This is a genomic window from Caballeronia terrestris, assembly GCF_001544515.1.
Taxonomy (GTDB): domain Bacteria; phylum Pseudomonadota; class Gammaproteobacteria; order Burkholderiales; family Burkholderiaceae; genus Caballeronia; species Caballeronia terrestris.
Genome location: NZ_FCOL02000025.1, coordinates 44,565 through 69,395, shown reverse-complemented (window position 1 = coordinate 69,395; position 24,831 = coordinate 44,565). Strand labels below are relative to the sequence as shown.

The following is a 24,831-nucleotide window of genomic DNA, read 5'->3' as shown; positions in this document are numbered from 1 at the left end:
GCACGCCTGAACCACCGCTGATCTTCTGGCAGCGAAGAAACGAGGACACTAAACGATGGCAAAAATCTTCTGCGTCGCGAATCAGAAGGGCGGCGTTGGAAAGACGACGACGGCAGTCAACCTCGCAGCGAGCCTTGCGGCGCTCGACCAGCGGGTTCTGCTGATCGATTTGGATCCGCAGGGCAATGCCACGATGGGCAGCGGAATCGACAAGTCGGCCTGCGAAAACACGGTGTACGAAGTGCTGGTGGACGGCGTCACACTGCGCGACGCGCGCAAGCGCCCCGAAGCCGTCAACTACGATGTGCTGCCGGCGAATCGCGAACTCGCCGGCGCCGAAGTCGAACTGGTCACCATTGCGAATCGCGAGCACGTGCTGCGTGGTGCGATCGCCGAAGTCATCGAAGATTACGATTTCGTTCTCATCGACTGTCCGCCGGCTTTATCGCTTCTGACCCTTAACGGCCTGTGCGCCGCGCACGGCGTTGTGATTCCGATGCAGTGCGAGTACTTCGCGCTCGAAGGCCTGTCGGATCTCGTCAATACCATCAAGCAAGTCCACGCCAACCTCAATCGCGACTTGAAGGTGATCGGCCTGTTGCGCGTGATGTTCGATCCGCGCATTACCTTGCAACAGCAGGTTTCCGACCAGTTGAAGGAACATTTCGGCGACAAATTGTTCGACGTGGTGATCCCGCGCAACGTGCGTCTTGCCGAAGCACCGAGCTACGGATTGCCGGGCGTCGTGTTCGACAAATCGTCGCGCGGCGCACAGGCGTACATCCAGTTCGGCACGGAAATGATGGAGCGCGTGCGCGCTCTGTAACCAAACCCAATCGACGCGGCTCGAGCGGCTGCCGGAGGAACCAAGATGAGCGCTGTAATGAAGAAGAAGGGCTTGGGCCGCGGGCTCGATGCGTTGCTGGGCGGAAGCGTCGATATCACGGAGGCCGTTCGTAGCGAAGGCGTGCCGACTGTGCTGCCGCTGTCGAAGATGCAGGCGGGCAAGTACCAGCCGCGCACGCGCATGGACGAGGGCGGCCTGCAGGAACTCGCAGCGAGCATTCGCGCACAAGGTCTGATGCAGCCGATTCTCGTGCGCTCGATCGGCGAGGATCAGTACGAAATCATCGCGGGCGAGCGGCGGTTTCGCGCGGCCCGAATCGCCGGCCTCGATGAGGTTCCGGTCCTCGTGAAAAACGTGCCGGATCAGGCCGCCGCGGCGATGGCGCTGATCGAGAACATCCAGCGTGAGGATTTGAATCCACTGGAAGAGGCGCAGGGCATCCAGCGTCTGCTCGACGAATTCGATTTCACGCACGAACAGGCTGCTGAGTCGGTGGGACGGTCGCGCAGTGCAGTGTCGAATCTGCTGCGTCTGTTGAATCTCGCGACGCCCGTTCAGACGATGCTCCTCGCCGGCGATCTCGACATGGGCCACGCGCGCGCGCTACTCGCCGTCGATGCCGCGACGCAAATTCAGCTGGCCAACCAGGTGGTGAACAAGCGCATGTCGGTGCGCGAAACCGAAAAGCTGGTTTCGTCGACGACGAAGGAAGTGCCCGCGACGAAAGCGCGCGTCGCAAACGACGGCGGACGCGACACGCGCAGGCTCGAAGAGGAGTTGTCGGATTTGCTGTCGGCAAACGTGAAGATCAAGCTCGGCGGGCGGGGGCGCGGCAAGGTGACGATCGATTTTGGCGATCTCGATTCGCTCGAAGGCATTCTCAGCAGGCTGCGCGGCACCGCCGACGCGACGCGCGCGTAATCGTTTTGTCGAGCACGAAGGCAAAACTCATCGAACCGACGAGCACGCTCGCGCGTCTGTGGGCGCTCGTCAGCAAGGAACCGGTGCTCGCGATTCTCGTCGTCGCGTTGCTCGCCCTGCAGATTTTGCATCCGCGACCGTGGACGACGCTCCCCGCGCTCATCGACTGGCAGACGGTACTGACGCTCGCCGGTCTGCTCATGCTGACAAAAGCCGTCGAACTATCAGGATTCCTGATGTGGATGGCGCATCGGGTCGTGCATCGAATTCATAGTGAGCGGGCGCTCGCGTTTCTGCTGATCGGCCTGGCTGCGGCGCTCTCGACGCTCCTGACCAACGACGTCGCGCTGTTCGCCGTCGTGCCGCTCGCGCTCTCGCTGCACAAGCTCGCGCCGCTTCCGATCAAGCGGCTCGTCATCTTTATCGCGCTAGCGGTGAACGCGGGGTCCGTGCTAACTCCGCTCGGGAATCCTCAGAATCTCTTCCTCTGGCAAACGAGCGGCGTGTCGTTCGGCGCGTTCGTGTGGGCGCTCGCGCCGCTCTGCGCCGTGCTGATGGCGATGCTGTACGTGCTGAGCGCGTTCATGTTCCGCGCCGAACCGCTCGACCTCTCAGGCGACGTGGAGGAGCATCGCGTCGATCGGACGCTGTGCGTGGTGGCGGCGCTCGCCTTCATCGCGTTCGTTGCGCTCGCCGATGCGCATCACGCAGGTCCGGGAGTCGCTGCGGTCGCGATCGGCTTCTTGCTGTGGCGCAGGCAAGTGGTCCTGAGAATCGACTGGTTGCTGCTGCTCATCTTCGTGCTGATGTTCATCGTCTTGCGCAGCGCCGCGGCACTACCGCCGGTCCACGATGCCATCGCGCACATCGGCCTGAACACGCCGTTACGCGCGTATGGTGCAGGCGCCGTGCTTTCGCAAGGCATCAGCAACGTGCCGGCCGCGATCATGCTTGCCGAATTCTCGAAGGACTGGCGCGCGCTCGCATTCGGCGTGAGCGTTGGCGGCTTCGGTATCGCGATTGGTTCGCTCGCAAATTTGATCGCCGTGCGCCTCTCGGGCGAGAAGGGCATGTGGACGCCGTTTCACATCGTATCGATCCCGTTCTGGATCGTGGCAACGGCGATTGGTGCTCTTCTCGTATGAGTGCGCAGCACGCCTTACAGCCCCACACGAACTGGTCGCGAAAGCAAGATAATTCTTAGATAAAACGTGGCATTTTAGGCGATGTCTGCTTGCTTTTTGACGCACCTAAACTATTGAATCCGTGACAACAATCGCTTACAATCCCCCGGATTTATCAGCTTGGTGACCCCGAAAGCGCAGCGTAAACGCGGTGGTTGTGCGGCGGCTACGGGTGGGTGACAACGGGACTTTGAGCAGGCAGTGTGATGACGGTGCGAGAGCAGAATCGAGCGCCGAAAGGCGGGCAAGACGGGCGCCGCTCGCCATCCGAAGCTGACGAAGCGAATGGTTCAGGAAGTCAGCCGCACGGTTCGTTTGACGATTCGTGGGACGCCGAAGCGCAAGATAACAATATCGTTCCGCTCACGCGGGCACAGGCAGAAACGCTGTTTGGTCCCGGAGTGAGTCGTCCATCGCGGGTCACGCCATACAAGGTCGTGGCGGCGCAAATGGTTTTGTCCCTGGGTGCAACGCTGCTGTGGTGGCTGTTCTACAGTCCGCCGCGGGATGCCGCGCTGTCCGCCTTCCTGGGAGGAGCGATCTGCTGGGTGCCGAGCGCATTATTCGCGGCACGCTTGAAAGCGAAGAGCGGCGCCGAGACCATCGCGAGCTGGGTGATCGGCGAAGCCATCAAGATGGGTGCGACGATTGCTATGTTCGTCGCGATCGCGGTCTGGTACAAAGGCGCGCTATGGGTGCCGCTTCTGGTCACGTACCTGATCGCGCTGAAGACTTACTGGATTGCAATGGTCTGGCGATGAACGCGAGGCAGCGAAGCCGGGCTGCGGAGCGGTAGAGCAACAGTAACAGAGCAAATAAATACGTGCGGATTCCATATCCTGCACGCGGGCCTCGGCCCCCGGAGACGCAACGCCAACGCGGCGACTCGGGGGACAAGCAGGCGGCGGAAGATTTTTGACAATTTGGGTGGCTTTAACGATATGGCAGCTAGCGAAGGAACGCGCGCTCTGGATCCGTCCGAGTACATTGCGCACCACTTGCAGAATCTTTCCAATCACCATCAGACGGCGATTTTCGATATCCACGTCTGGAATCTCGATACGCTGTTCTGGTCGATTCTGTGCGGCCTGGCGACGATCGCGATTCTCGGCCTCGCCGCCCGCAAGGCGACGTCCGGCGTTCCGGGGCGCTTCCAGAGCGCGGTCGAGATGCTGGTCGAGATGGTCGAGGACCAGTCGAAGTCGATGATCCACGGCAACCGCCGCTTCATCGCGCCGCTCGCGCTGACGGTGTTCGTCTGGGTCGCCCTGATGAACGCGCTCGACTTCATCCCCGTCGACCTGCCGGGCCGCGTGATCGGCTGGCTGGGCCTGTCGGAAGTCATTCCGCATCATCGCATCGTGCCGACCGCCGACCTGAACGGCACGCTCGGGATCGCGCTCGGCGTCTTCGCGCTGATGATCTATTACAACCTCAAGATCAAGGGCGCCGGCGGCTTCGTGCACGAACTGCTGTCGGCACCGTTCGGCGCGCATCCGCTCCTGTGGATCCCGAACCTTGCACTGAACATCATCGAGTTCGTCGCCAAGACGGTTTCGCTCGGCATGCGGCTGTTCGGCAACATGTACGCAGGCGAACTGCTCTTCCTGCTGATCGCACTGCTCGGCAGCATGTGGCATTTCGGCGCGGACGCCTCTGTACTTGGCTTTATCGGCCATGTGGTCGCGGGTACGGTCTGGGCGATCTTCCACATTCTGATCGTTCTGCTGCAAGCGTTCATTTTCATGATGCTGACGCTGGTGTACATCGGCCAGGCGCATGACACCCATTAATACGCTTTAAGTAGTCCCAGAATCGCCTCAGGTTTCACGGTTTCGTCTTTTATAAATCCAGTTCCAAAGTCTTTAATCAAAGGAGTGATCATGCAAGCTTTCATCGCCAACATCCAGGGTCTGACCGCCATCGGTATCGGCATCATCATCGGCCTGGGTGCAATCGGCGCCTGTATCGGTATCGGCCTGATGGGCGGCAAGTACATCGAAGCGTGTGCCCGCCAGCCGGAACTGATGAACCCGCTGCAAACCAAGATGTTCCTCTTGGCTGGTCTGATCGACGCGGCGTTCCTGATTGGCGTTGGTGTGGCAATGCTGTTTGCGTTCGCGAACCCGCTGCTCTCGAAGCTCGCAGGCTGAGGTTCCTCGGAAGTGTGCGTCTAGCCGCAACGTGACGACGACGCAGGACGGAACCGGTGAGGGCGCTTAATCGATGCATCCCGTCGATGAGCGCCTTACCGTTTCACTCTCCCGAAAAAGCAACGTTTAAGGAAACACCGTGAATCTCAACGCAACCCTGTTTGCGCAAATGGTCGTGTTTCTGATCCTCGCGTGGTTCACGATGAAGTTCGTGTGGCCGCCGTTGATCAACGCCCTCGACGAGCGCGCGAAGAAAATCGCCGACGGCCTCGCTGCCGCCGAAAAGGGCAAGTCGGAACTCGAAGCCGCGCACAAGCGCGTCGACCAGGAACTCGCGCAAGCCCGCAACGACGGTCAGCAACGTATCGCCGACGCTGAAAAGCGTGCGGTCTCCGTCGCCGACGAAATCAAGGCTAACGCCCAAGCCGAAGCAGCGCGCATCATTGCGCAAGCGAAGGCCGACGCGGACCAGCAAGTCGTGAAGGCACGCGAAGCATTGCGCGCCGAAGTCGCGGCGCTGGCCGTGAAGGGCGCCGAGCAAATCCTGAAACGCGAAGTCGACCAGAAGGCGCACGCCGATCTGCTGAATCAACTCAAAACCGAGCTCTGATCATGGCCGAACTTGCAACCATCGCCCGTCCCTACGCAGAAGCGCTGTTCCGCGTGGCCGAAGCCGGTGATCTCGCGGCCTGGTCCAACTTCGTCGAGGAGCTGGCACAGGTTGCGCGTCTGCCCGAGCTGCTGTCGGTCGCCACGAGCCCGAAGGTCAGCCGCGATCAGGTCAGCGATCTGCTCCTGTCCGCCGTGCAATCGCCGCTCAAGGACAGCTCGCAGGCCAGGAACTTCGTGCATATGCTGGTCGACAATCATCGTCTGCCGCTGATGAACGAAATCGCCGTGCAGTTCGACGAGCTGAAAAACGCCCGTGAAGGCGCGGCCGACGCGCTGATCGTGAGCGCGTTCCCGCTCGAAGGCGATCAGTTGAACGACCTCGTCGCCAGTCTCGAACGCAAGTTCCAACGCAAGCTGAAACCTACTGTCGAAATCGACCCGTCGCTGATCGGCGGCGTGCGCGTGACGGTGGGCGACGAAGTGCTCGATACCTCGGTCCGCGCGCGCCTCGCCAGCATGCAGACGGCTCTGACTGCCTGACGCTTAAAAGCTGGCACGCAACAGAATTGACTATCAGGAGCGAATAATGCAACTCAATCCCTCTGAGATCAGCGAGCTGATCAAGAGCCGGATCCAGGGCCTTGAAGCGAGCGCAGACGTTCGCAACCAGGGCACCGTGATCTCCGTGACCGACGGTATCGTGCGTATCCACGGCCTGTCGGACGTGATGCAGGGCGAAATGCTCGAATTCCCGGGCAACACGTTCGGCCTCGCGCTGAACCTCGAGCGCGATTCGGTCGGCGCCGTGATTCTGGGCGAATACGAACACATCTCGGAAGGCGACATCGTCAAGACGACGGGCCGCATTCTCGAAGTGCCGGTGGGTCCGGAACTGCTCGGCCGCGTGGTCGATGCGCTCGGCAACCCGATCGACGGCAAGGGTCCGATCAACGCGAAGATGACCGACGCAGTCGAAAAGATTGCACCGGGCGTGATCTGGCGTAAGTCGGTTTCCGAGCCGGTCCAGACCGGCCTGAAGTCGATCGACGCGATGGTGCCGATCGGCCGTGGCCAGCGCGAGCTGATCATCGGCGACCGCCAGTGCGGCAAGACCGCCGTCGCGATCGACGCGATCATCAACCAGAAGGGCAAGAACCTCTTCTGTATCTACGTCGCGATCGGCCAGAAAGCTTCGTCGATCATGAACGTGGTGCGCAAGCTCGAAGAAACCGGCGCGATGGAATACACGATCGTCGTCGCGGCTTCGGCTTCGGAATCGGCCGCGATGCAATACCTCGCACCGTACTCCGGCTGCTCGATGGGCGAATACTTCCGCGATCGCGGTCAAGACGCGCTGATCGTGTACGACGACTTGACCAAGCAAGCATGGGCGTATCGCCAGATTTCGCTGCTGCTGCGCCGTCCGCCGGGCCGTGAAGCGTACCCGGGCGACGTGTTCTACCTGCACTCGCGTTTGTTGGAGCGTGCGGCTCGCGTGTCGGAAGACTACGTCGAGAAGTTCACCAACGGTGAAGTGAAAGGCAAGAGCGGTTCGCTGACGGCACTGCCGGTCATCGAAACGCAAGCCGGCGACGTGACCGCGTTCGTTCCGACGAACGTGATTTCGATTACCGACGGCCAGATCTTCCTGGAAACCGACCTGTTCAACGCCGGTATCCGCCCTGCAATCAACGCGGGCGTGTCGGTGTCGCGAGTCGGCGGTGCAGCGCAGACCAAGGTCGTGAAGAAGCTCTCGGGCGGTATCCGTACCGACCTGGCTCAATATCGTGAGCTGGCTGCGTTCTCGCAGTTCGCATCCGACCTCGACGAAGCCACCCGCAAGCAACTGGAGCGCGGCCGCCGCGTGACGGAACTGCTCAAGCAGCCCCAGTATCAGCCGCTGCAGGTGTGGGAACTGGCTATTGCGCTGTTCGCGGCGAACAACGGTTATCTCGATGACCTCGAAGTCAGCCAGGTGCTGCCGTTCGAAAAGGGTCTGCGCGAATACCTGAAGACGAAGCAGGCCGACATGGTCAAGCGCATCGAAGACAACAAAGACTTGTCGAAGGACGACGAAGGCGCATTGCATACCGCGCTGAAGGACTTCAAGAAGTCGGGCGCTTACTGATCTCAACATTGATCGAAACTTTGGAGCGGCGCGGGCCGCTTCGGGCGAAAAGAGCCGAAGCCACAACCCGCGCCACTTCGATCAGGGAGTAAGCAAATGGCTGGAATGAAGGAAATTCGCGGCAAGATCAAGAGCGTGCAGAACACGCGCAAGATCACGAAAGCGATGGAGATGGTGGCCGCGTCGAAGATGCGCCGCGCTCAGGAGCGCATGCGCGCCGCTCGTCCGTACGCCGACAAGGTTCGCGAGATCGCGGCGCACATGAGCGAAGCCAACCCCGAGTACCGCCACCCGTTCATGGTGAAGAACGAAGGCGCGAAAGTGGCCGGCATCATCCTCGTCACGACCGACAAGGGTCTGTGCGGCGGCATGAACACGAACATCCTGCGTGCGTCGGTTCAGAAGTTCAAGGATCTCGAGCAGGGCGGCGTGTCCATCGAGGCATCGGCGATCGGCAGCAAGGGTCTCGGTTTTCTGAATCGCCTGCGCGCGAAGGTCGTGTCGCAAGTCACGCACCTCGGCGACACGCCGCATCTGGAAAAGCTGATCGGCGCGGTCAAGGTGCAGCTCGACCTGTACTCGGAAGGCAAGATCAACGCGGTGTACCTGGCGTACACGCGCTTCGTCAACACGATGAAGCAGGAAGCGGTGATCGAGCAACTGCTGCCGCTCTCGACCGAGGACTTCAAGCGTCGCGACAGCGCGGACGGTGTTTCCGTCACGCCGAAGACGTCGTGGGACTACATCTACGAGCCGGACGCGCAAACCGTCGTCGATGAACTGCTCGTGCGTTATGTCGAGGCGCTCGTCTATCAGGCGGTCGCGGAGAACATGGCATCGGAGCAATCGGCCCGGATGGTGGCGATGAAGGCCGCGTCGGACAATGCGAAGACCGTGATCGGCGAATTGCAGCTCGTGTACAACAAGAGCCGGCAGGCCGCGATTACGAAGGAACTCTCGGAAATCGTCGGCGGCGCCGCTGCGGTCTGATGATCGCGTGAGCTGAATCAAACAGTATCTAAAGGAAATGCGATGAGTACCACTGCTTTGGTAGAAGGCAAGATCGTACAGTGCATCGGCGCCGTGATCGACGTGGAATTCCCCCGTTCGGACATGCCGAAGATTTACGACGCGCTCGTTTTGGAAGGCTCGGAACTGACGCTTGAAGTGCAGCAACAGTTGGGCGACGGCGTGGTCCGCACGATTTGTCTGGGTGCGTCGGACGGGCTGCGTCGCGGCACGGTCGTGAAGAACACGGGCAAGCCGATCAGCGTGCCGGTCGGCAAGCCGACACTCGGCCGGATCATGGACGTGCTGGGCCGCCCGATCGACGAAGCCGGTCCGATCAACTCGGACGTAACGCGCGGCATCCACCAGAAGGCGCCGAAGTTCGAAGATCTGTCGCCGTCTACGGAACTGCTGGAAACAGGCATCAAGGTTATCGACCTGATCTGCCCGTTTGCGAAGGGCGGCAAGGTTGGCCTCTTCGGTGGCGCCGGCGTGGGCAAGACCGTGAACATGATGGAACTGATCAACAACATCGCGAAGGAACACGGCGGTTATTCCGTGTTCGCCGGCGTTGGCGAGCGTACCCGCGAAGGGAACGACTTCTATCATGAAATGAAGGACTCGAACGTTCTCGACAAAGTGGCGCTCGTGTACGGCCAGATGAACGAGCCGCCGGGCAACCGTCTGCGCGTGGCGCTGACCGGCCTGACGATGGCCGAGCACTTCCGCGACGAAGGCCTCGATGTGCTGTTCTTCGTCGACAACATCTACCGTTTCACGCTGGCGGGCACGGAAGTGTCGGCACTGCTCGGCCGTATGCCGTCGGCAGTGGGCTACCAGCCGACGCTGGCTGAAGAAATGGGCAAGCTGCAAGAGCGTATTACGTCGACGAAGACGGGCTCGATTACGTCGGTGCAGGCCGTGTACGTCCCTGCGGATGACTTGACCGACCCGTCGCCGGCTACGACGTTCGGCCACCTGGACGCAACGGTCGTGTTGTCGCGTGACATCGCTTCGCTGGGTATTTACCCGGCCGTGGACCCGCTCGATTCGACCTCGCGTCAGATCGACCCGAACGTGATCGGCGAAGAGCACTACACGATCACGCGCGGCGTGCAGCAAACGCTGCAGCGCTACAAGGAACTGCGCGACATTATCGCGATTCTGGGCATGGACGAACTGTCGCCGGAAGACAAGCTGTCGGTCGCGCGCGCGCGGAAGATCCAGCGTTTCCTGTCGCAGCCGTTCCACGTCGCGGAAGTGTTCACGGGCTCGCCGGGCAAGTATGTGCCGCTGAAGGAAACGATCCGCGGCTTCAAGATGATCGTCGAAGGCGAGTGCGATCATCTGCCGGAGCAGGCGTTCTACATGGTCGGCACGATCGACGAAGCCTTCGAAAAGGCCAAGAAGATCCAGTAAAGGTCGGGTGTATCGAAGCGGACGCTGGCTTGATCAGGCGGCGTTCGCGCACCGCGTCTCATGGCGTGGTGTTCCAGCGATAGCGCTTGGCGGATTCCTCTGCGAGCGCGGAGATAGACCCCAGGAGTCGAGTCGATATGGCAACCATCAAAGTAGACGTCGTCAGCGCGGAAGAGCAGATCTTCTCGGGCCAGGCGAAGTTCGTCGCGCTGCCGGGCGAAGCGGGTGAACTCGGTATTTTGCCGGGCCACACGCCGCTCATCACACGCATTCGTCCGGGCGCCGTGCGCATCGAGGCGGAAGACGGCTCGGAAGAGTTCGTGTTCGTTGCGGGCGGGATTCTCGAGATTCAGCCGGGCGTCGTGACCGTGCTCGCCGATACGGCGATCCGCGGCGCGGACCTCGACGAAGCGAAGGCCGAGCAGGCAAAGAAGCGCGCGGAAGAAGCGCTGCAGAACACGGATTCGAATCTCGAATACGCGACCGCGCAAGCGGAACTCGCGTATGCGACGGCGCAGTTGGCCGCGATCCAGCGCCTGCGGAAACTTCGCGGGCAGCATTGAGCGCTGGCGACAGCATTTCCATGAAAAAGCAGCCTTCGGGCTGCTTTTTTATTTCTACCGCGCTTTTCTGCATAACAGATGTGCGGCGCTCCCTCAGCGTGCCTAAGTCATTGAATTCACACAATTGCGCGACTAAAGCCGCTAACCGTTGCGGGTAACACTCAATGCCGCCGGTTACTTTTACCGTGCAGAATAGTCTTCCAAATGGCCTGCAAAAAGCAGGTCGAATTCATTGCGGAGACATCGATGGCAATTCAACCGACGCAGGCCGACGCGCAGATCGCACCACGCGACGGCCTCTCTCAAGTCCGCGGTGCAACCGACATCCCCTTGAGCGACGCCACCGTCTCGCGATTCCTGCTCGACACCGTCGCACGATTTCCGGATCGTCCCGGCGTCACGTTCCGCGAGCAAAACATCCGCTGGACGTGGCGCCAGTTCGCCGATGAAGTCGATGTCCTCGCGAGCGGCCTGCTCGCGCTCGGCGTGGAAGCGGGCGATCGCGTCGGCATCTGGTCGCCGAATCGGGTGGAATGGCTGCTCACTCAGTTCGCGACGGCCCGGATCGGCGCGGTGCTCGTCAACATCAATCCGGCGTATCGGCTGGCCGAACTTGAATACGCACTGAACAAGGTCGGCTGCAAAGCGCTGATCGCGGCGGAGCAGTTCAAGACGTCGAAGTATCTCGAAATGCTTCAGACCCTCGCACCCGAACTCGCCGATGCCGAGCCGAACTCGCTGCAAGCGGCGAAGCTTCCCGAATTGCGCACCGTGATCCGCATGGGCGAGGCGAAGACGCCCGGCATGCTCAACTTCGGCGATGTGATGGCGCGCGGCCGCGATCAACTCGACACGGCGCTGCTCGAATCGCTCGAAGCAAAGCTCGACGCGCACGATCCGATCAACATCCAGTTCACGAGCGGCACGACCGGCAATCCGAAGGGCGCGACCCTCACGCACCACAACGTCGTGAACAACGCGCGCTATATCGCGATCGCGATGCTTCTCACCGAGAACGACTCACTCTGCATTCCCGTGCCGCTGTATCACTGCTTCGGAATGGTCTTGGCGGTGCTCGCGTGCGTATCGACGGGTTGCACGATGGTTTTCCCTGGCGAAGCCTTCGATCCCGCCGCGACGCTCGCCGCCGTCCACGAGGAGCGCTGTACCGCGCTGCACGGCGTGCCGACGATGTTCATCGCCGAGCTGGATCATCCGGACTTCGCGAAGTACGACTTCAGCCGCTTGCGCACGGGGATCATGGCGGGTTCGCCGTGCCCGATCGAAACGATGAAGCGCGTCGTTTCGACGATGAACCTGCGTGAAATCACCATCGCCTACGGGATGACGGAGACGAGCCCGGTGTCGTTCCAGAGCTCGACGACCGATCCGCTCGACAAGCGCACCACGACCGTGGGACGTATCCAGCCGCACCTGGAGGTAAAAATCATCGATCCGCTGGGCAACGTCGTCCAAGTCGGCGAGACGGGCGAACTGTGCACGCGCGGCTATTCGGTGATGAAAGGCTACTGGGACGACGAACCGAAGACGCGCGAAGCAATCGTCGACGGCTGGATGCACACCGGCGACCTCGCGACGATCGATGCCGAAGGCTACTGCAATATCGTTGGCCGCCTGAAGGACATGCTGATCCGCGGCGGCGAGAACGTGTATCCGCGCGAAATAGAGGAATTCTTGTTCCGGCATCCGAAGGTGCAGACAGTACAGGTATTCGGCGTGCCGGATCAGAAGTACGGCGAAGAGGTCTGCGCGTGGATCGTGCTACGACCGGGCGAGCAGGCGACGGCCGAGGACATCCGCGAGTTTTGCCAAGGGCAGATCGCGCACTACAAGATCCCGCGGTATATCCGCTTCGTCGACGAATTGCCGATGACGGTCACCGGCAAGGCGCAGAAATTCGTCATGCGCGCGCGGATGATCGAAGAACTGAAAATAGCGGAAGCTAAGACGGCGTGAGTTTGATTACTGGCCTGAAAGGAGAACGCAAGAACATGAAGGCGTTCTCCTTTCAGTTTCTGACGGAGCAACGATCGCGCGATTCATTTTGAAATGCGCGCAAACGTTTGTCCGGGCGAAAAAAAAGCGGGCCTGGAGCCCGCTAAAAACCACACGCTACGGGGTTAGCGCGAGGAGACCAAAGGTGGGAACAACTTCGATACCGCACTTGGACCGAAGAACGACCCCAGCAAAGATGTCCCAGGAGAGGGTTTCGGCTAGGCCGACAAGCAGGTACGTGGTCAAAAAAACACACCGCACCCAACACATCCGTGTTGAAACCGTTTGAACAGATTGTGGGCGAATTGATCTCGGGCGGCCGTAACAAAGTGTTTCAGGTTGTAACCCACGGTGCAAAAGGCGCGCCCGAAATATTCGACTGCCATTCAGGCCCATTCGGAAAATTAATTGCCCGCATCGAGCGCTTTGCGCGGGTGATTGGCAATTAATCGTCGATTGCTGTGTTAAAGCATAGTGCAGAGACTCTAATTTTCCGGGAAAATCGAACGAGCGGTCCTCATGAAATCGAAAAGCATTTTAGATGTGGAGGGAATAAAGCCGCCACACCACAAAAATCGGGAGATCAAATTGACCATCGACAGCGACCTGCTCGCCTATTACCGTGCGTCGGCGGAGGCATTTCCGCCCCTTCCCGCGGATGCCGACGCCCGCGCCGTCGGCCAGCGTTTTCAGGACGTGGCGCGCACGTTCGGACGTCCACGCGGCGCGGATATCGCCGTAAGCGAACTGACGGTGCCGCTGCAAGGACGCGAGCTGAACGCGCGGGTTTACCGCCCGGTTGCGGCGACTGATCCGCTGCCGCTCCTCGTGTATTTCCACGGCGGCGGATGGGTCGTGGGCGATCTGGATACGCACGACGCGCTCGCCGAGCGGCTGGCGATCGATGCCAATTGCGCCGTCGCGAGCGTCGATTATCGCCTCGCGCCCGAGCATCCGTTTCCCGCGCCGTGCGACGACGCCCTCGACGCCCTCATCTGGTTCGCCGAGCATCGCTCGCGGCTGGGTTTCGCGACGGACCGGCTCGCCGTCGGCGGGGACAGTGCGGGCGCGCACCTCGCGGTCGTCGCCGCGCGCGGGGCGAACGAGCGCGTGGCCGGGCTCGTCGGCGCGCAGTTGCTGCTGTATCCCGCGATCCGGCGTCAGTTCGAGAGCGCGAGCTGCCTCGCGAACGCGAACGGCCCCGGCCTCACGAACGAGGAAATGAAGTGGTACTGGCAGCAGTTTCTGTCCGGCGCCGCACCCGCCTCCGACGATGTCCGCGCCTTCCCGCTCGCCGAACCGTTCGAGCGGACGCCTGCGCCAGCGCTGATCGTCGCGGCGGCGCACGATCCGCTCTACGACGACGCGTTCGAACTCGGCCGCTTTCTGGAGAGCAACGGCGGCCGCGTTGAGTTGATCGACGCGCACGACATGACGCACGGCTTCGGCCGCATTCAGCAGCATTCGCCGGCGGCGGCCGCGTGGATGAAGGGCGCCGCCGAGCGCGTCGGGGCGATGCTGCACTAAACGCCGTTTACTTCAGCCATTTATCGACAACTGATTGGAACTCGCCGGTCGATCGCGCGAGGTGCAGCCACTGGTCGACGTACTGCTGAAACGCCACGTCGCCGCGTGGCACGAGATAGGCCTTTTCGCCGAACTGGAACGGCTTGTCGGGATGCACAGAGCACAGGCCGGGGTTGAGCTTCTGCTGGAGCAAAGTTTCAGAGGCGTCGGTGACCATCACGTCGGCGCGGCCGTCGAGGATCTGCTTGAAGATCGTCACGTTGTCCGGGTACTCGATCAGTTGCGAATGCGTAAAAAATTGCTTCGCGAAGCGCTCGTTCGTGCCACCCGGATTGACGATCGTCCGCACGCCCGGCTGGTCGATCTGCGCGACAGTCTGGTACTTCTCCACGTCGTCGCAACGCACGATCGCTGTTTTCCCGTCCACCATGTACGACTGCGTGAAGAAAGCACGCTTCTGCCGATCGAGCGTTGTCGAGACACCGCCCACCGCGATGTCGCATTTCGCGATGAAGTCGTTCATCAGGCTCGACCACGAAGTCTTCACGTAATCGGCCCTCACGCCAAGCGACTTGGCGAGGCTGTCGGCGAGATCGATGTCGATGCCTTCGAACTGGCCGTCAGGCTTCAGGAACGTGTACGGCTTGTAGTCGCCCGTCGTGCAGACGCGCAGCGTGTGGCGGGCGAGCACGTCGTCCAGACGCGACGTCGACGTAGCGGCGGCGGGCGTCGCGCCGGAAATGGTGCCGGCCTGCACCGTCTGCGCCTGCGCGCTGTTGAAGGCCAGAACTGCAGCGGCGATAGCGACAAGGTGTCTCATGGTCTTCTTATTTAATAGTGGCGAACGTCGATCATAGTCACCGATGCGCGCCTTCAACAATGCGCGAGTTCCCCGAGACGCCATCGCGAAATCGCGCTTCGGGGCGATGGCGTTGGCATCACGCGGCGTCCGCGCATCGCAAAAACGCGAGGCCGCTCCGGTAGAATGCTCCTTTGCCTTTCAGCACCGAGCGCCGTGGCCCATACCCTTCTCAACGATACTTTCCTGCGCGCGCTGCTGCGTCAGCCGACCGACTACACGCCGATCTGGCTGATGCGGCAGGCGGGCCGCTATCTGCCCGAGTACAACGCGACGCGCGCGCGCGCCGGAAGCTTTCTGGGTCTGGCGAAGAATCCCGATTACGCGACCGAAGTCACGCTCCAGCCGCTCGAGCGCTATCCGCTCGACGCCGCGATCCTTTTCTCCGACATCCTGACGATCCCCGACGCGATGGGCCTCGGCCTGAACTTCGTGCAGGGCGAAGGCCCGCGCTTCGAGCGCACGGTGCGCACGGAAGCGGACGTCGCGCGCCTGGCCGTGCCGGACATCGATTCGACGTTGCGCTACGTCACCGACGCGGTCCGCCAGATCCGCCGCGCGCTCACCGATGCCGAAGGCCGCCAGAAAGTGCCGCTGATCGGTTTTTCGGGTAGCCCGTGGACGCTCGCGTGCTACATGGTCGAAGGTGGCGGCTCGGACGACCATCGCACGGTCAAGTCGATGGCGTATGCGCGGCCGGACCTGATGCACCGCATTCTCGACGTCAACGCGCAGGCCGTGGTCGCGTACCTGAACGCGCAGATCGAAGCGGGCGCGCAGGCCGTGATGATCTTCGACACCTGGGGCGGTGCGCTCGCCGACGGCGCGTATCAGCGCTTTTCGCTCGATTACATCAGGAAGGTCGTCGCGGGGCTGAAGCGCGAGCACGACGGCGCGCGCGTGCCGGTCATCACGTTCACGAAGGGCGGCGGGCTGTGGCTGGACGAAATTGCGTCGATCGGCGTGGACGCGGTCGGGCTCGACTGGACCGTCAACCTCGGCGCGGCGCGGGCAAAGGTCGGCGATCGCGTGGCGTTGCAGGGCAATATCGATCCGAGCGTGCTGTTCGCGTCGCCCGCCGCGATCCGCTCGGAAGCGCGCGCCGTACTCGACAGCTTTGGTAACTTTCCAGGCCACGTCTTCAATCTGGGCCACGGCATCTCGCAATTCACGCCGCCGGAACACGTCGCCGAACTCGTCGACGAGGTGCATTCCCATAGCCGCGCGATCCGTAAAAAGGGCAGCGCCTGAGGCGTCGCTTGTTGCGATGCAACAGGCAGGGCTCGAAACAGTCGCGCGATGGGCAGCGGCACGCGTGCCCCAAACGGCGCCCCTTCGGCAGTCTCCCGATTGTCAAGAGTTGACTTATGCACATTTTTTACGCTGCGGCGCGCCATCATACGTATGGCCAAAAAGCACCGATAAAGCCGGTCTATGTGTATGGCAACCTCATGATTTAAAAGAGAAATATCTTAATCGACCCGCAATGTGGGCAAGCGCACAAAGCGACTCCACGCGCGGTTTTTGTGAACTGTCAACTAAAGTTCTCAACAAAGTTATCCACAGGCCTGTGGAAAGCCTCACTTTCTCAAAAATAATCCTGAACTTAGCGCCGATTGTGATGTTTCACTTTAAGTGCGCCGGGCAAAGCCTTGTGCTGTCGTCGGCGCGCGGCGGTGTCGGCGCATGGCGGCGGTGCAGCGAATGAGCGCGGTGTTCGTCCGCGTGGCGCTGGATCATCCGCTGCCCACGCTCTTCGACTATCGATACGACCTCGCGCCTCCGCCCGAGGCGGGGCTGCTCGTGCGCGTGCCGTTTGGGCGACGCGACGTCGTCGGGCTGATCTGCAAGGTGACGACGCAAAGCGATGTCCCCGTCGACAAGCTGCGCGCCGTCGAAGCGATCTGCGATGCCTGCGCGCCGCTCTCCGGCGAATGGCGCGCGCTCGCCGCGTTCGCCGCGGAGTATTACCAGCGCGGTTTGGGCGAAGTTGCGTTGCCCGCCTTGCCGCAGGCGTTGCGTGATGCGTCGCGCTGGGCGCGGCTTTTTGCGCCCGCGGAGCGCTACCGGCTGCTGCCGGCCGGCCGCGCCGCGTTGCCCGATGCGCTGCCGGTGCGCGCGAATGCGCTGCGTCGCCTGGCGGAAGCGCTCGCCGCCCAGCGAACGCTCGCCGCCGCCGATGCCCGCGCGCTGCATCCGAAGGCGGGCGCGACGCTGGCCGAGTGGCAATCGAAGGGCTGGGTCGTACTCGACAAAGGGGACGACGCCGCGCCCGAGTTGCCCCAAGCACTCACCAACGACGCCTTGCTCCCGCGTCTCACGCCCGAACAGCGAGAAGCCGTCGACGCGATCACCGCCGCGCGCAGCTTCGCTCCGTTCCTCTTGCACGGCGTGACGGGCAGCGGCAAGACCGAGGTCTATCTGCACGCGCTCGCGGGCTTGCTCCACGCGCGGCCGGACGCGCAGGCGCTCGTCCTCGTCCCCGAAATCAATCTGACGCCGCAGTTCGAGGCCGCGTTCCGCGCGCGTTTCGCCGCGCTGCCCGAAGGCGCGATCGTCACGATGCACAGCGGCCTCGCGGAAGGCGAGCGCGTGCGCAACTGGCTCGCCGCGCACACGGGACGCGCGCGCATCGTCCTGGGGACGCGGCTCGCGATTCTGGCGTCGCTGCCGGAACTGGCGCTGATCGTCGTCGATGAGGAGCACGATCCCGCCTACAAGCAGCAGGAAGGCTTGCGCTATTCCGCCCGCGACCTCGCGATCTACCGCGCAAAGCAGCGCGAGATCCCGGTCGTGCTCGGCTCGGCGACGCCGTCGCTCGAAAGCTGGTGGCAGGCCGAGCAGGGCCGCTACACGCGGCTCACGCTGTCGCGTCGTGCTGTCGCGGAAGCCGTACTGCCGAGCGTGCGGCTCGTCGATCTCGAAGAGGAGCGCAGGCGCGGGCGGGCGTCGATCGAAGGGTTGTCGGGCCCGCTCGTCGCCGCGCTGAAAAGCCGGCTGGAACGCGGCGAGCAAAGTCTCGTGTTCCTGAATCGCCGTGGCTACGCGCCGATCCTGTCATGCGATGCCTGCGGCTGGGTCGCCGGCTGTCCGCGTTGCAGCGCGTATGTCGTGCTGCATAAGCCGGAGAGGAATCTGCGCTGTCACCATTGCGGCTGGGAGGCGCGGATTCCGAAGTCGTGTCCGGATTGCGGCAACGTCGATATCGCGCCGATGGGACGTGGCACGCAGCGCGTCGAGGAGACGCTCGCGAGCGCGGTGCCGGGCGCGCGCGTGCTGCGCATCGATGCCGACAGCACGCGCCGCAAGGGCAGTGCGCAGGCGTTGTTCTCGGACGTGCACGCGGGCGAGGTCGATATCCTGGTCGGCACACAGATGATCGCGAAGGGCCACGACTTCCAGCGCGTGACGCTCGTCGGCGTGCTGAATGCCGATACGGCGCTCTTTTCCCACGATTTCCGCGCGAGCGAGCGCCTTTTCGCGCAGTTGATGCAGGTGAGTGGTCGGGCGGGGCGTTCAGGTTTGCCCGGCGAAGTGGTGATTCAGACGCGCTATCCGCGACACGCGCTGTATCACGCGCTGGCGCGGCACGACTACGTCGGTTTCGCGAATTCGACGCTGGCCGAGCGGCGCGACGCGCATTTGCCGCCGTTCGTCTATCAGGCGTTGTTGCGCGCCGAGGGGCGCACGCTGGAGGCGGCGCTCGGATTCTTGCAGCAGGCGGCCGCCGCGTTCGCGCCGCTACCGGGCGCGGACCGCGTGACGGTCTACGACGCCGTGCCGCTCACGATCGTCAAGGTCTTCAACGTGCATCGCGCGCAATTGCTGCTGGAATGCGCGTCCCGGGCCGCGTTGCAGACCGCTTTGCGCGCGTGGCAACCCGAACTGCGCAGCCTGAAAGGCGTTCTGCGCTGGGCCGTCGAAGTCGATCCGCTCGATATCTGAGCGGAAGGCGCTTCAGACGCCGCCGGGCGTGGCCTTGTCGCCCGTTGGATGCGGTGCCTCGGGAATCTCGTTCGCCTTTTCGCCCGCGTGCGCGACGCGCGACGTAGCGCCGCGAATGAACAGCACGACACACACTGCAAACATCGCCCAAATGCCGACGATCACCATCCACGTGCTCATATCCTTCTCCCCGAAACGACTGTTGGCACCCATTGGTCGGCGCGCATGGGAGGTATATCGGCGCGAAAAGAGGTTTTGCGTAGGGCAACTCCGACAATATCGAGACTAGGGAAAATACTAGGCGTTTGACGCCATCCGCCGCGCTCGCCCGCATCCGTCAAAGCCATGCTGGACAAGGGCCCCAAAGAGGTGCAACCCATCTCAAAAAGTAGGTTGCACCTTTTTTTGCGGCGGAGTACGATTCGCCAACTTTTTAGTCATCGGCCGGTCATACCGCGGCCAAACGAAGGAAATATGGCGAGCACTACCCTTGGCGTCAAAGTCGACGATCTCCTGCGCTCACGGCTGAAAGATGCCGCGACGCGCCTCGAGCGTACCCCCCACTGGCTCATCAAGCAGGCGATCTTCGCGTATCTCGAACGCATCGAGCACGGCCAGTTGCCGCCGGAGCTGTCGGGCGCGAACGGCGTGGCGGAGCTGGGCGAAACGCTCCCCGTCGAAAGCGACGACGACAGCGCCGCCCATCCTTTCCTCGATTTCGCGCAGAACGTGCAACCGCAGTCGGTGCTGCGCGCGGCGATCACGGCGGCGTATCGTCGGCCGGAGCCGGAGTGCGTGCCGTTCCTCGTCGGGCAGGCGCGTCTGCCGGCCGGCATCGCCACCGAGACGCAGGCGCTCGCAACGACGCTCGTCGAAGCCTTGCGCGCGAAGCATACGGGCGGCGGCGTCGAGGGGCTGATCCACGAGTTTTCGCTCTCCAGCCAGGAAGGCGTCGCGCTGATGTGTCTCGCGGAAGCACTGCTGCGCATCCCTGACCGCGCGACCCGCGACGCGCTGATCCGCGACAAGATCAGCAAGGGCGACTGGCGCTCGCACATGGGCCAGGCGCCGTCGCTGTTCGTGAACGCGGCGACGTGGGGCCTGATGATCACCGGCAAGCTGGTGACGACGAACAGCGAGACGGGATTGTCGTCGGCGCTGACGCGCCTGATCGGACGTGGCGGCGAACCGCTGATCCGCAAGGGCGTCGATATGGCGATGCGGCTGATGGGCGAGCAGTTCGTTACCGGCGAAACGATTTCGGAAGCGCTTGCGAATAGTCGCAAGTTCGAAGCGCGCGGTTTCCGTTATTCCTACGACATGCTCGGCGAAGCCGCGACGACCGAAGAAGACGCGCAACGCTACTACGCATCGTACGAGCAGGCGATCCACGCGATCGGCAAGGCGGCGGGCGGGCGCGGCATCTACGAAGGCCCGGGCATTTCGATCAAGCTCTCCGCGCTGCATCCGCGTTATTCGCGTTCGCAGCAGGAACGCACGATGAACGAACTGCTGCCGCGCGTGCGCTCGCTCGCGCAACTCGCGCGCCGCTACGACATCGGCCTGAACATTGACGCAGAAGAAGCCGATCGTCTCGAAATCTCGCTCGACCTGCTCGAAGCGCTCTGTTTCGATCCGGAACTGGCGGGCTGGAACGGCATCGGCTTCGTGGTGCAGGCTTATCAGAAGCGCTGCCCGTTCGTGATCGACTACCTGATCGACCTCGCGCGCCGCAGCCGTCATCGTCTGATGATCCGGCTCGTGAAGGGCGCTTACTGGGATTCGGAAATCAAGCGCGCGCAAGTCGATGGCCTCGAAGGCTATCCGGTCTACACGCGCAAGATATATACGGATATTTCCTACGTCGCCTGCGCGAAGAAGCTGCTCGGCGCGCCGGATGCGGTCTATCCGCAATTCGCGACGCACAACGCATACACGCTGTCGGCGATCTATCACCTCGCCGGCCACAATTACTATCCCGGCCAGTACGAATTCCAGTGCCTGCACGGCATGGGCGAGCCGCTGTACGAGGAAGTCACAGGGCGCGACAAGCTGAACCGGCCGTGTCGCGTGTATGCGCCGGTCGGCACGCACGAAACGCTGCTCGCATACTTGGTGCGGCGTCTGCTCGAAAACGGCGCGAACACGTCGTTCGTGAACCGCATCGCCGACGAGACGATTCCGGTCAGCGAACTCGTCGTCGACCCGATCGATGAAGCGTCGCGGCTTACGCCGCTCGGCGCGCCGCACGCGAAAATCCCGCTGCCGCGTCAGTTGTACGGCAACGAGCGCTCCAATTCGATGGGCTTCGATTTGTCGAACGAGCATCGGCTGGCGTCGCTGTCGTCGGCGTTGCTCGCGAGCGCGAACAATCCGTGGCGCGCGGTCCCGATGCTCGAAGGCGACGATCCGGGCAACGGCACGCCGCGCGACGTGCGCAACCCGGCGGATCTGCGCGACGTGGTCGGCACGGTGGTCGAGGCCTCGGCGGAACAGGTGAGCGCGGCGATCGCGCACGCCGTGGCCGCCGCGCCGATCTGGCAGGCGACGCCCGTCGAAGATCGCGCCGACTGCCTCGCGCGCGCCGCCGATCTTCTCGAAGCGCAGATGCATACGCTGATGGGCCTGGTCGTGCGTGAGGCGGGCAAGTCGCTGGCGAACGCGGTCTCCGAGATTCGCGAGGCGATCGATTTCCTGCGCTACTACTCCGCGCAGATTCGCGGCGAATTTTCGAACGACACGCATCGTCCGCTTGGGCCCGTAGTCTGCATCAGCCCGTGGAATTTCCCGCTGGCGATTTTCATGGGTCAGGTCGCCGCAGCGCTCGCCGCCGGCAATCCGGTGCTCGCGAAGCCGGCCGAACAGACGCCGCTGATCGCCGCTCAGGCCGTGCGCATTCTGCGCGAAGCCGGCGTGCCGTCGGGCGCGGTGCAACTGCTGCCGGGCAACGGCGAGACGGTGGGCGCGGCGCTGGTCGCCGATCCGCGCACCCGCGCCGTGATGTTCACCGGCTCGACCGAAGTGGCGCGCCTCATCAACAAGACGCTCTCGGAACGCCTCGATCCGGACGGCCGGCCAATCCCGCTGATCGCCGAAACGGGCGGCCAGAACGCGATGATCGTCGATTCGTCGGCGCTCGCGGAGCAAGTGGTCGCGGACGTGTTGCAGTCGTCGTTCGATTCCGCTGGTCAGCGCTGCTCGGCGCTGCGCGTGCTCTGCCTGCAGGACGACGTCGCCGATCGCACGCTCGAAATGCTCACCGGCGCGATGAAGCAACTCGCGGTGGGCAATCCGGATCGGCTGTCGACGGACGTCGGCCCGGTGATCGACGCCGACGCCAAGCGCGGCATCGATGCGCACGTCGCGTCGATGCGCGAGAAGGGCCGCAAGGTCGTGCAACTGCCGCTGCCGGATGGCTGCGCGCAAGGCACGTTCGTGCCGCCGACCTTGATCGAACTCGATTCCATCGATGAACTCAAGCGCGAGGTGTTCGGCCCGGTGCTGCATGTGGTGCGCTATCGCCGGGCTTCTCTTGATAAACTCCTCGACCAAATCAAAACGACGGGTTATGGGCTCACGCTCGGCATCCATACGCGTATCGATGAAACCATCGCGCATGTGATCGATCGCGCGCACGTGGGCAACATCTACGTGAACCGGAACGTGATCGGCGCGGTGGTCGGCGTGCAGCCGTTCGGCGGCGAAGGCTTGTCGGGCACGGGGCCGAAGGCGGGCGGTGCGCTGTATCTGCAACGTCTGCTGGCAAAGCGTCCGACTGGCTTGCCGAAGTCGCTGGCGAATGCGCTGGTGGTAAATCACGCGGCATCGACGGATACGCCGTCGGCGGCGTTGACCGCGCTGCGCGACTGGTCGATCGCCGAGCGCGATCCGCAGACGGCGGCACGTTGCGACGGCTATCTGCAACTCGTATTGGCCGGCGCCACCGCCGTGCTGCCCGGCCCGACCGGCGAGCGCAACACGTACACGCTCGGCGCGCGCGGCACGGTGCTGTGCGTGGCGTCGACGGCGAGCGGCGCGCGCGCCCAGTTCGCAGCGGTGCTCGCCACCGGCAACAAGGCGCTATTCTCGGGCGCGGCGGGCGAGCAGCTGGTGGCGTCGCTGCCGGCATCGCTCAAGGCGCATGCGAGCGCACGCAAGACCGGCGACACGGCATCGACGTTCGACGCCGTGCTGTTCGAAGGCGACAGCGATGAACTGCTGTCGCTGGTGAAGGAAGTCGCGAAGCGCCCGGGGCCGATCGTATCGGTGCAGGGCGTCGCGGCGGGGGCGTTCGCCGACGGCGGTCACGACGGCGAGGACTACGCGCTCGAACGGCTGCTGACGGAACGCTCGGTGAGCGTGAACACGGCGGCCGCGGGCGGCAACGCGAATTTGATGACGATCGGTTGAGCAATACTCGGCGCTCGGTTCAAACAAACGGCAGCAGGCACGGCGATCCCGGCACAGGCTGCCATCCACACTGGTACTAGGAGAAGGCTATGACGTACAAGATGAACAAGCTGGCGGCGGCTTTGGCGGTTGCAGGCCTGTCGCTCGCGGGGACCGCATTTGCAGAGCAGGTCGAAGACGTGAAGGTGGGTTTCGCCGCGCCGATGACGGGCGCCCAGGCCCACTACGGCAAGGACTTCGAGAACGGCATCACGCTCGCCGTCGAGGATTTCAACGCGACGAAGCCGGTGATCGGCGGCAAGCCGGTTCGCATCGTGCTGAACGCAGCCGACGACCAGGCCGACCCGCGCACGGGCACGACTGTCGCGCAGAAGCTCGTCGACGACGGCATCAAGGGTATGCTCGGCCACTTCAACTCGGGCACGACGATTCCCGCTTCGCGCATCTACGCGAACGCCGGCATCCCCGAGATCGCGATGGCGACGGCGCCCGAATACACCACGCAAGGCTACAAGACGACGTTCCGCATGATGACGTCGGACACGCAGCAGGGTTCGGTCGCGGGCGAATTCGCGGTGAAGAACCTGAAGGTCAAGAAGATCGCGATCGTCGACGACCGCACGGCCTACGGCCAGGGCCTCGCCGACCAGTTCGAGAAGGCGGCGAAGGCATCGGGCGGCACGATCGTCATGCGTGAATTCACGAACGACAAGGCCGTCGACTTCAAGGCGATTCTGACCAAGATCAAGTCGTCGAATCCGGACCTCGTGTACTACGGCGGCGCCGATTCGCAAGCCGCGCCGATGGTTCGCCAGATGAAGACGCTCGGCTTCCGCGCGCCGCTGATGGCGGGCGAAATGGTCAAGACCGACACGTTCGTGAAGATCGCCGGTGACGCAGCCGACGGCACCGTCGCGTCGCTCGCTGGCCTGCCGATGGACCAGATGCCGGGCGGCGCGACCTACGCGGCGAAGTACAAGAAGCGCTTCAACGAAGACGTGCAAACGTACTCGCCGTACGCCTACGACGGCGCGATGGCTATGTTCGACGCGATGAAGAAGGCGAACTCGACCGATCCGGCCAAGTACCTGCCGTTCCTCGCGAAGACCGAAATGCCGGGCGTGACGACGTCGAAGCTGGCGTACGACTCGAAGGGCGACCTGAAGAACGGCGGCATCACGCTGTACAAGGTCGTCGGCGGCAAGTGGACGACGCTGCAAAGCGTGGGCGGCAAGTAAG

Annotated in this window: 21 protein-coding genes; 19 read left to right on the top strand and 2 right to left on the bottom strand. The window is 63.0% G+C overall.

The genetic code is table 11. The annotated features are described in order from the left end of the window. Positions 1-55 precede the first annotated feature (55 nt). The 15 genes from AWB67_RS20540 (at position 56) to AWB67_RS20475 (ending at position 14,378) form a co-directional block, all read left to right on the top strand. Positions 56-826, top strand: coding sequence for a ParA family protein (locus AWB67_RS20540; protein WP_087658069.1), 771 nt, complete (start codon positions 56-58; stop codon positions 824-826). Positions 827-871: 45 nt separating this feature from the next. Continuing rightward, positions 872-1,768 carry a ParB/RepB/Spo0J family partition protein gene (locus AWB67_RS20535; protein WP_087658068.1) on the top strand — a complete coding sequence of 299 codons (897 nt, stop codon included), beginning with the start codon at positions 872-874 and terminating at the stop codon, positions 1,766-1,768. A 29-nt stretch (positions 1,769-1,797) separates the two neighbouring features. Then, positions 1,798-2,913 carry an SLC13 family permease gene (locus tag AWB67_RS20530; RefSeq protein WP_087658086.1) on the top strand — a complete coding sequence of 372 codons (1,116 nt, stop codon included), beginning with the start codon at positions 1,798-1,800 and terminating at the stop codon, positions 2,911-2,913. 245 nt (positions 2,914-3,158) lie between these two features. After that, positions 3,159-3,713 (top strand): ATP synthase subunit I, encoded by a 555-nt coding sequence (locus tag AWB67_RS20525; protein ID WP_087658067.1) that lies wholly within the window; start codon positions 3,159-3,161, stop codon positions 3,711-3,713. Between the two features lie 180 nt (positions 3,714-3,893). Then, positions 3,894-4,745 carry a F0F1 ATP synthase subunit A gene (gene atpB / locus AWB67_RS20520; RefSeq protein WP_087658066.1) on the top strand — a complete coding sequence of 284 codons (852 nt, stop codon included), beginning with the start codon at positions 3,894-3,896 and terminating at the stop codon, positions 4,743-4,745. Positions 4,746-4,835: 90 nt separating this feature from the next. Then, on the top strand, positions 4,836-5,105 hold the full coding sequence (gene atpE / locus AWB67_RS20515) for a F0F1 ATP synthase subunit C (RefSeq protein ID WP_007180033.1): 270 nt from the start codon (positions 4,836-4,838) through the stop codon (positions 5,103-5,105). A gap of 139 nt (positions 5,106-5,244) precedes the next feature. Next, positions 5,245-5,715, top strand: coding sequence for a F0F1 ATP synthase subunit B (locus AWB67_RS20510; protein WP_087658065.1), 471 nt, complete (start codon positions 5,245-5,247; stop codon positions 5,713-5,715). Positions 5,716-5,717: 2 nt separating this feature from the next. Next, complete coding sequence (locus tag AWB67_RS20505; RefSeq protein WP_087658064.1) at positions 5,718-6,257, top strand: F0F1 ATP synthase subunit delta; 540 nt, start codon at positions 5,718-5,720, stop codon at positions 6,255-6,257. Positions 6,258-6,303: 46 nt separating this feature from the next. Then, positions 6,304-7,845, top strand: coding sequence for a F0F1 ATP synthase subunit alpha (gene atpA / locus AWB67_RS20500; RefSeq protein ID WP_087658063.1), 1,542 nt, complete (start codon positions 6,304-6,306; stop codon positions 7,843-7,845). A gap of 96 nt (positions 7,846-7,941) precedes the next feature. Then, a complete protein-coding gene (gene atpG / locus AWB67_RS20495; protein WP_087658062.1) occupies positions 7,942-8,835 on the top strand; it encodes a F0F1 ATP synthase subunit gamma in 894 nt (297 codons plus the stop codon). Positions 8,836-8,877: 42 nt separating this feature from the next. Continuing rightward, positions 8,878-10,272 (top strand): F0F1 ATP synthase subunit beta, encoded by a 1,395-nt coding sequence (gene atpD / locus AWB67_RS20490; protein ID WP_087658061.1) that lies wholly within the window; start codon positions 8,878-8,880, stop codon positions 10,270-10,272. Between the two features lie 137 nt (positions 10,273-10,409). Further along, the gene (locus AWB67_RS20485) at positions 10,410-10,835 is read left to right on the top strand and encodes a F0F1 ATP synthase subunit epsilon (protein WP_087658060.1); all 426 of its coding nucleotides are present in this window, start codon (positions 10,410-10,412) and stop codon (positions 10,833-10,835) included. Positions 10,836-11,081: 246 nt separating this feature from the next. Beyond that, positions 11,082-12,812: an AMP-binding protein gene (locus AWB67_RS20480; protein WP_087658085.1), complete on the top strand. Its 1,731-nt coding sequence runs from the start codon at positions 11,082-11,084 to the stop codon at positions 12,810-12,812. A gap of 314 nt (positions 12,813-13,126) precedes the next feature. Then, positions 13,127-13,300 carry a hypothetical protein gene (locus AWB67_RS40835; RefSeq protein ID WP_235025234.1) on the top strand — a complete coding sequence of 58 codons (174 nt, stop codon included), beginning with the start codon at positions 13,127-13,129 and terminating at the stop codon, positions 13,298-13,300. Between the two features lie 139 nt (positions 13,301-13,439). Beyond that, positions 13,440-14,378 (top strand): alpha/beta hydrolase, encoded by a 939-nt coding sequence (locus AWB67_RS20475; RefSeq protein ID WP_087658084.1) that lies wholly within the window; start codon positions 13,440-13,442, stop codon positions 14,376-14,378. Between the two features lie 7 nt (positions 14,379-14,385). On the opposite strand, the gene AWB67_RS20470 is transcribed toward AWB67_RS20475, so the two are convergent. Further along, entirely contained in the window at positions 14,386-15,198 is an 813-nt protein-coding gene (locus AWB67_RS20470) for a transporter substrate-binding domain-containing protein (protein ID WP_087658059.1), read from the bottom strand. 195 nt (positions 15,199-15,393) lie between these two features. On the opposite strand from AWB67_RS20470, the gene hemE reads away from it, so the two are divergent. Together hemE and AWB67_RS20460 are read left to right on the top strand one after the other, a co-directional pair. Next, entirely contained in the window at positions 15,394-16,488 is a 1,095-nt protein-coding gene (gene hemE, locus AWB67_RS20465; RefSeq protein WP_087658058.1) for a uroporphyrinogen decarboxylase, read from the top strand. A gap of 453 nt (positions 16,489-16,941) precedes the next feature. Next, the gene (locus AWB67_RS20460) at positions 16,942-19,182 is read left to right on the top strand and encodes a primosomal protein N' (protein ID WP_087658057.1); all 2,241 of its coding nucleotides are present in this window, start codon (positions 16,942-16,944) and stop codon (positions 19,180-19,182) included. 12 nt (positions 19,183-19,194) lie between these two features. On the opposite strand, the gene AWB67_RS40830 is transcribed toward AWB67_RS20460, so the two are convergent. Next, entirely contained in the window at positions 19,195-19,362 is a 168-nt protein-coding gene (locus tag AWB67_RS40830) for a hypothetical protein (RefSeq protein ID WP_159964882.1), read from the bottom strand. A 294-nt stretch (positions 19,363-19,656) separates the two neighbouring features. On the opposite strand from AWB67_RS40830, the gene putA reads away from it, so the two are divergent. Then, complete coding sequence (putA, locus tag AWB67_RS20455; RefSeq protein ID WP_087658056.1) at positions 19,657-23,592, top strand: trifunctional transcriptional regulator/proline dehydrogenase/L-glutamate gamma-semialdehyde dehydrogenase; 3,936 nt, start codon at positions 19,657-19,659, stop codon at positions 23,590-23,592. A gap of 89 nt (positions 23,593-23,681) precedes the next feature. Further along, entirely contained in the window at positions 23,682-24,830 is a 1,149-nt protein-coding gene (locus tag AWB67_RS20450; protein WP_087658055.1) for a branched-chain amino acid ABC transporter substrate-binding protein, read from the top strand. Position 24,831: the final 1 nt, after the last annotated feature.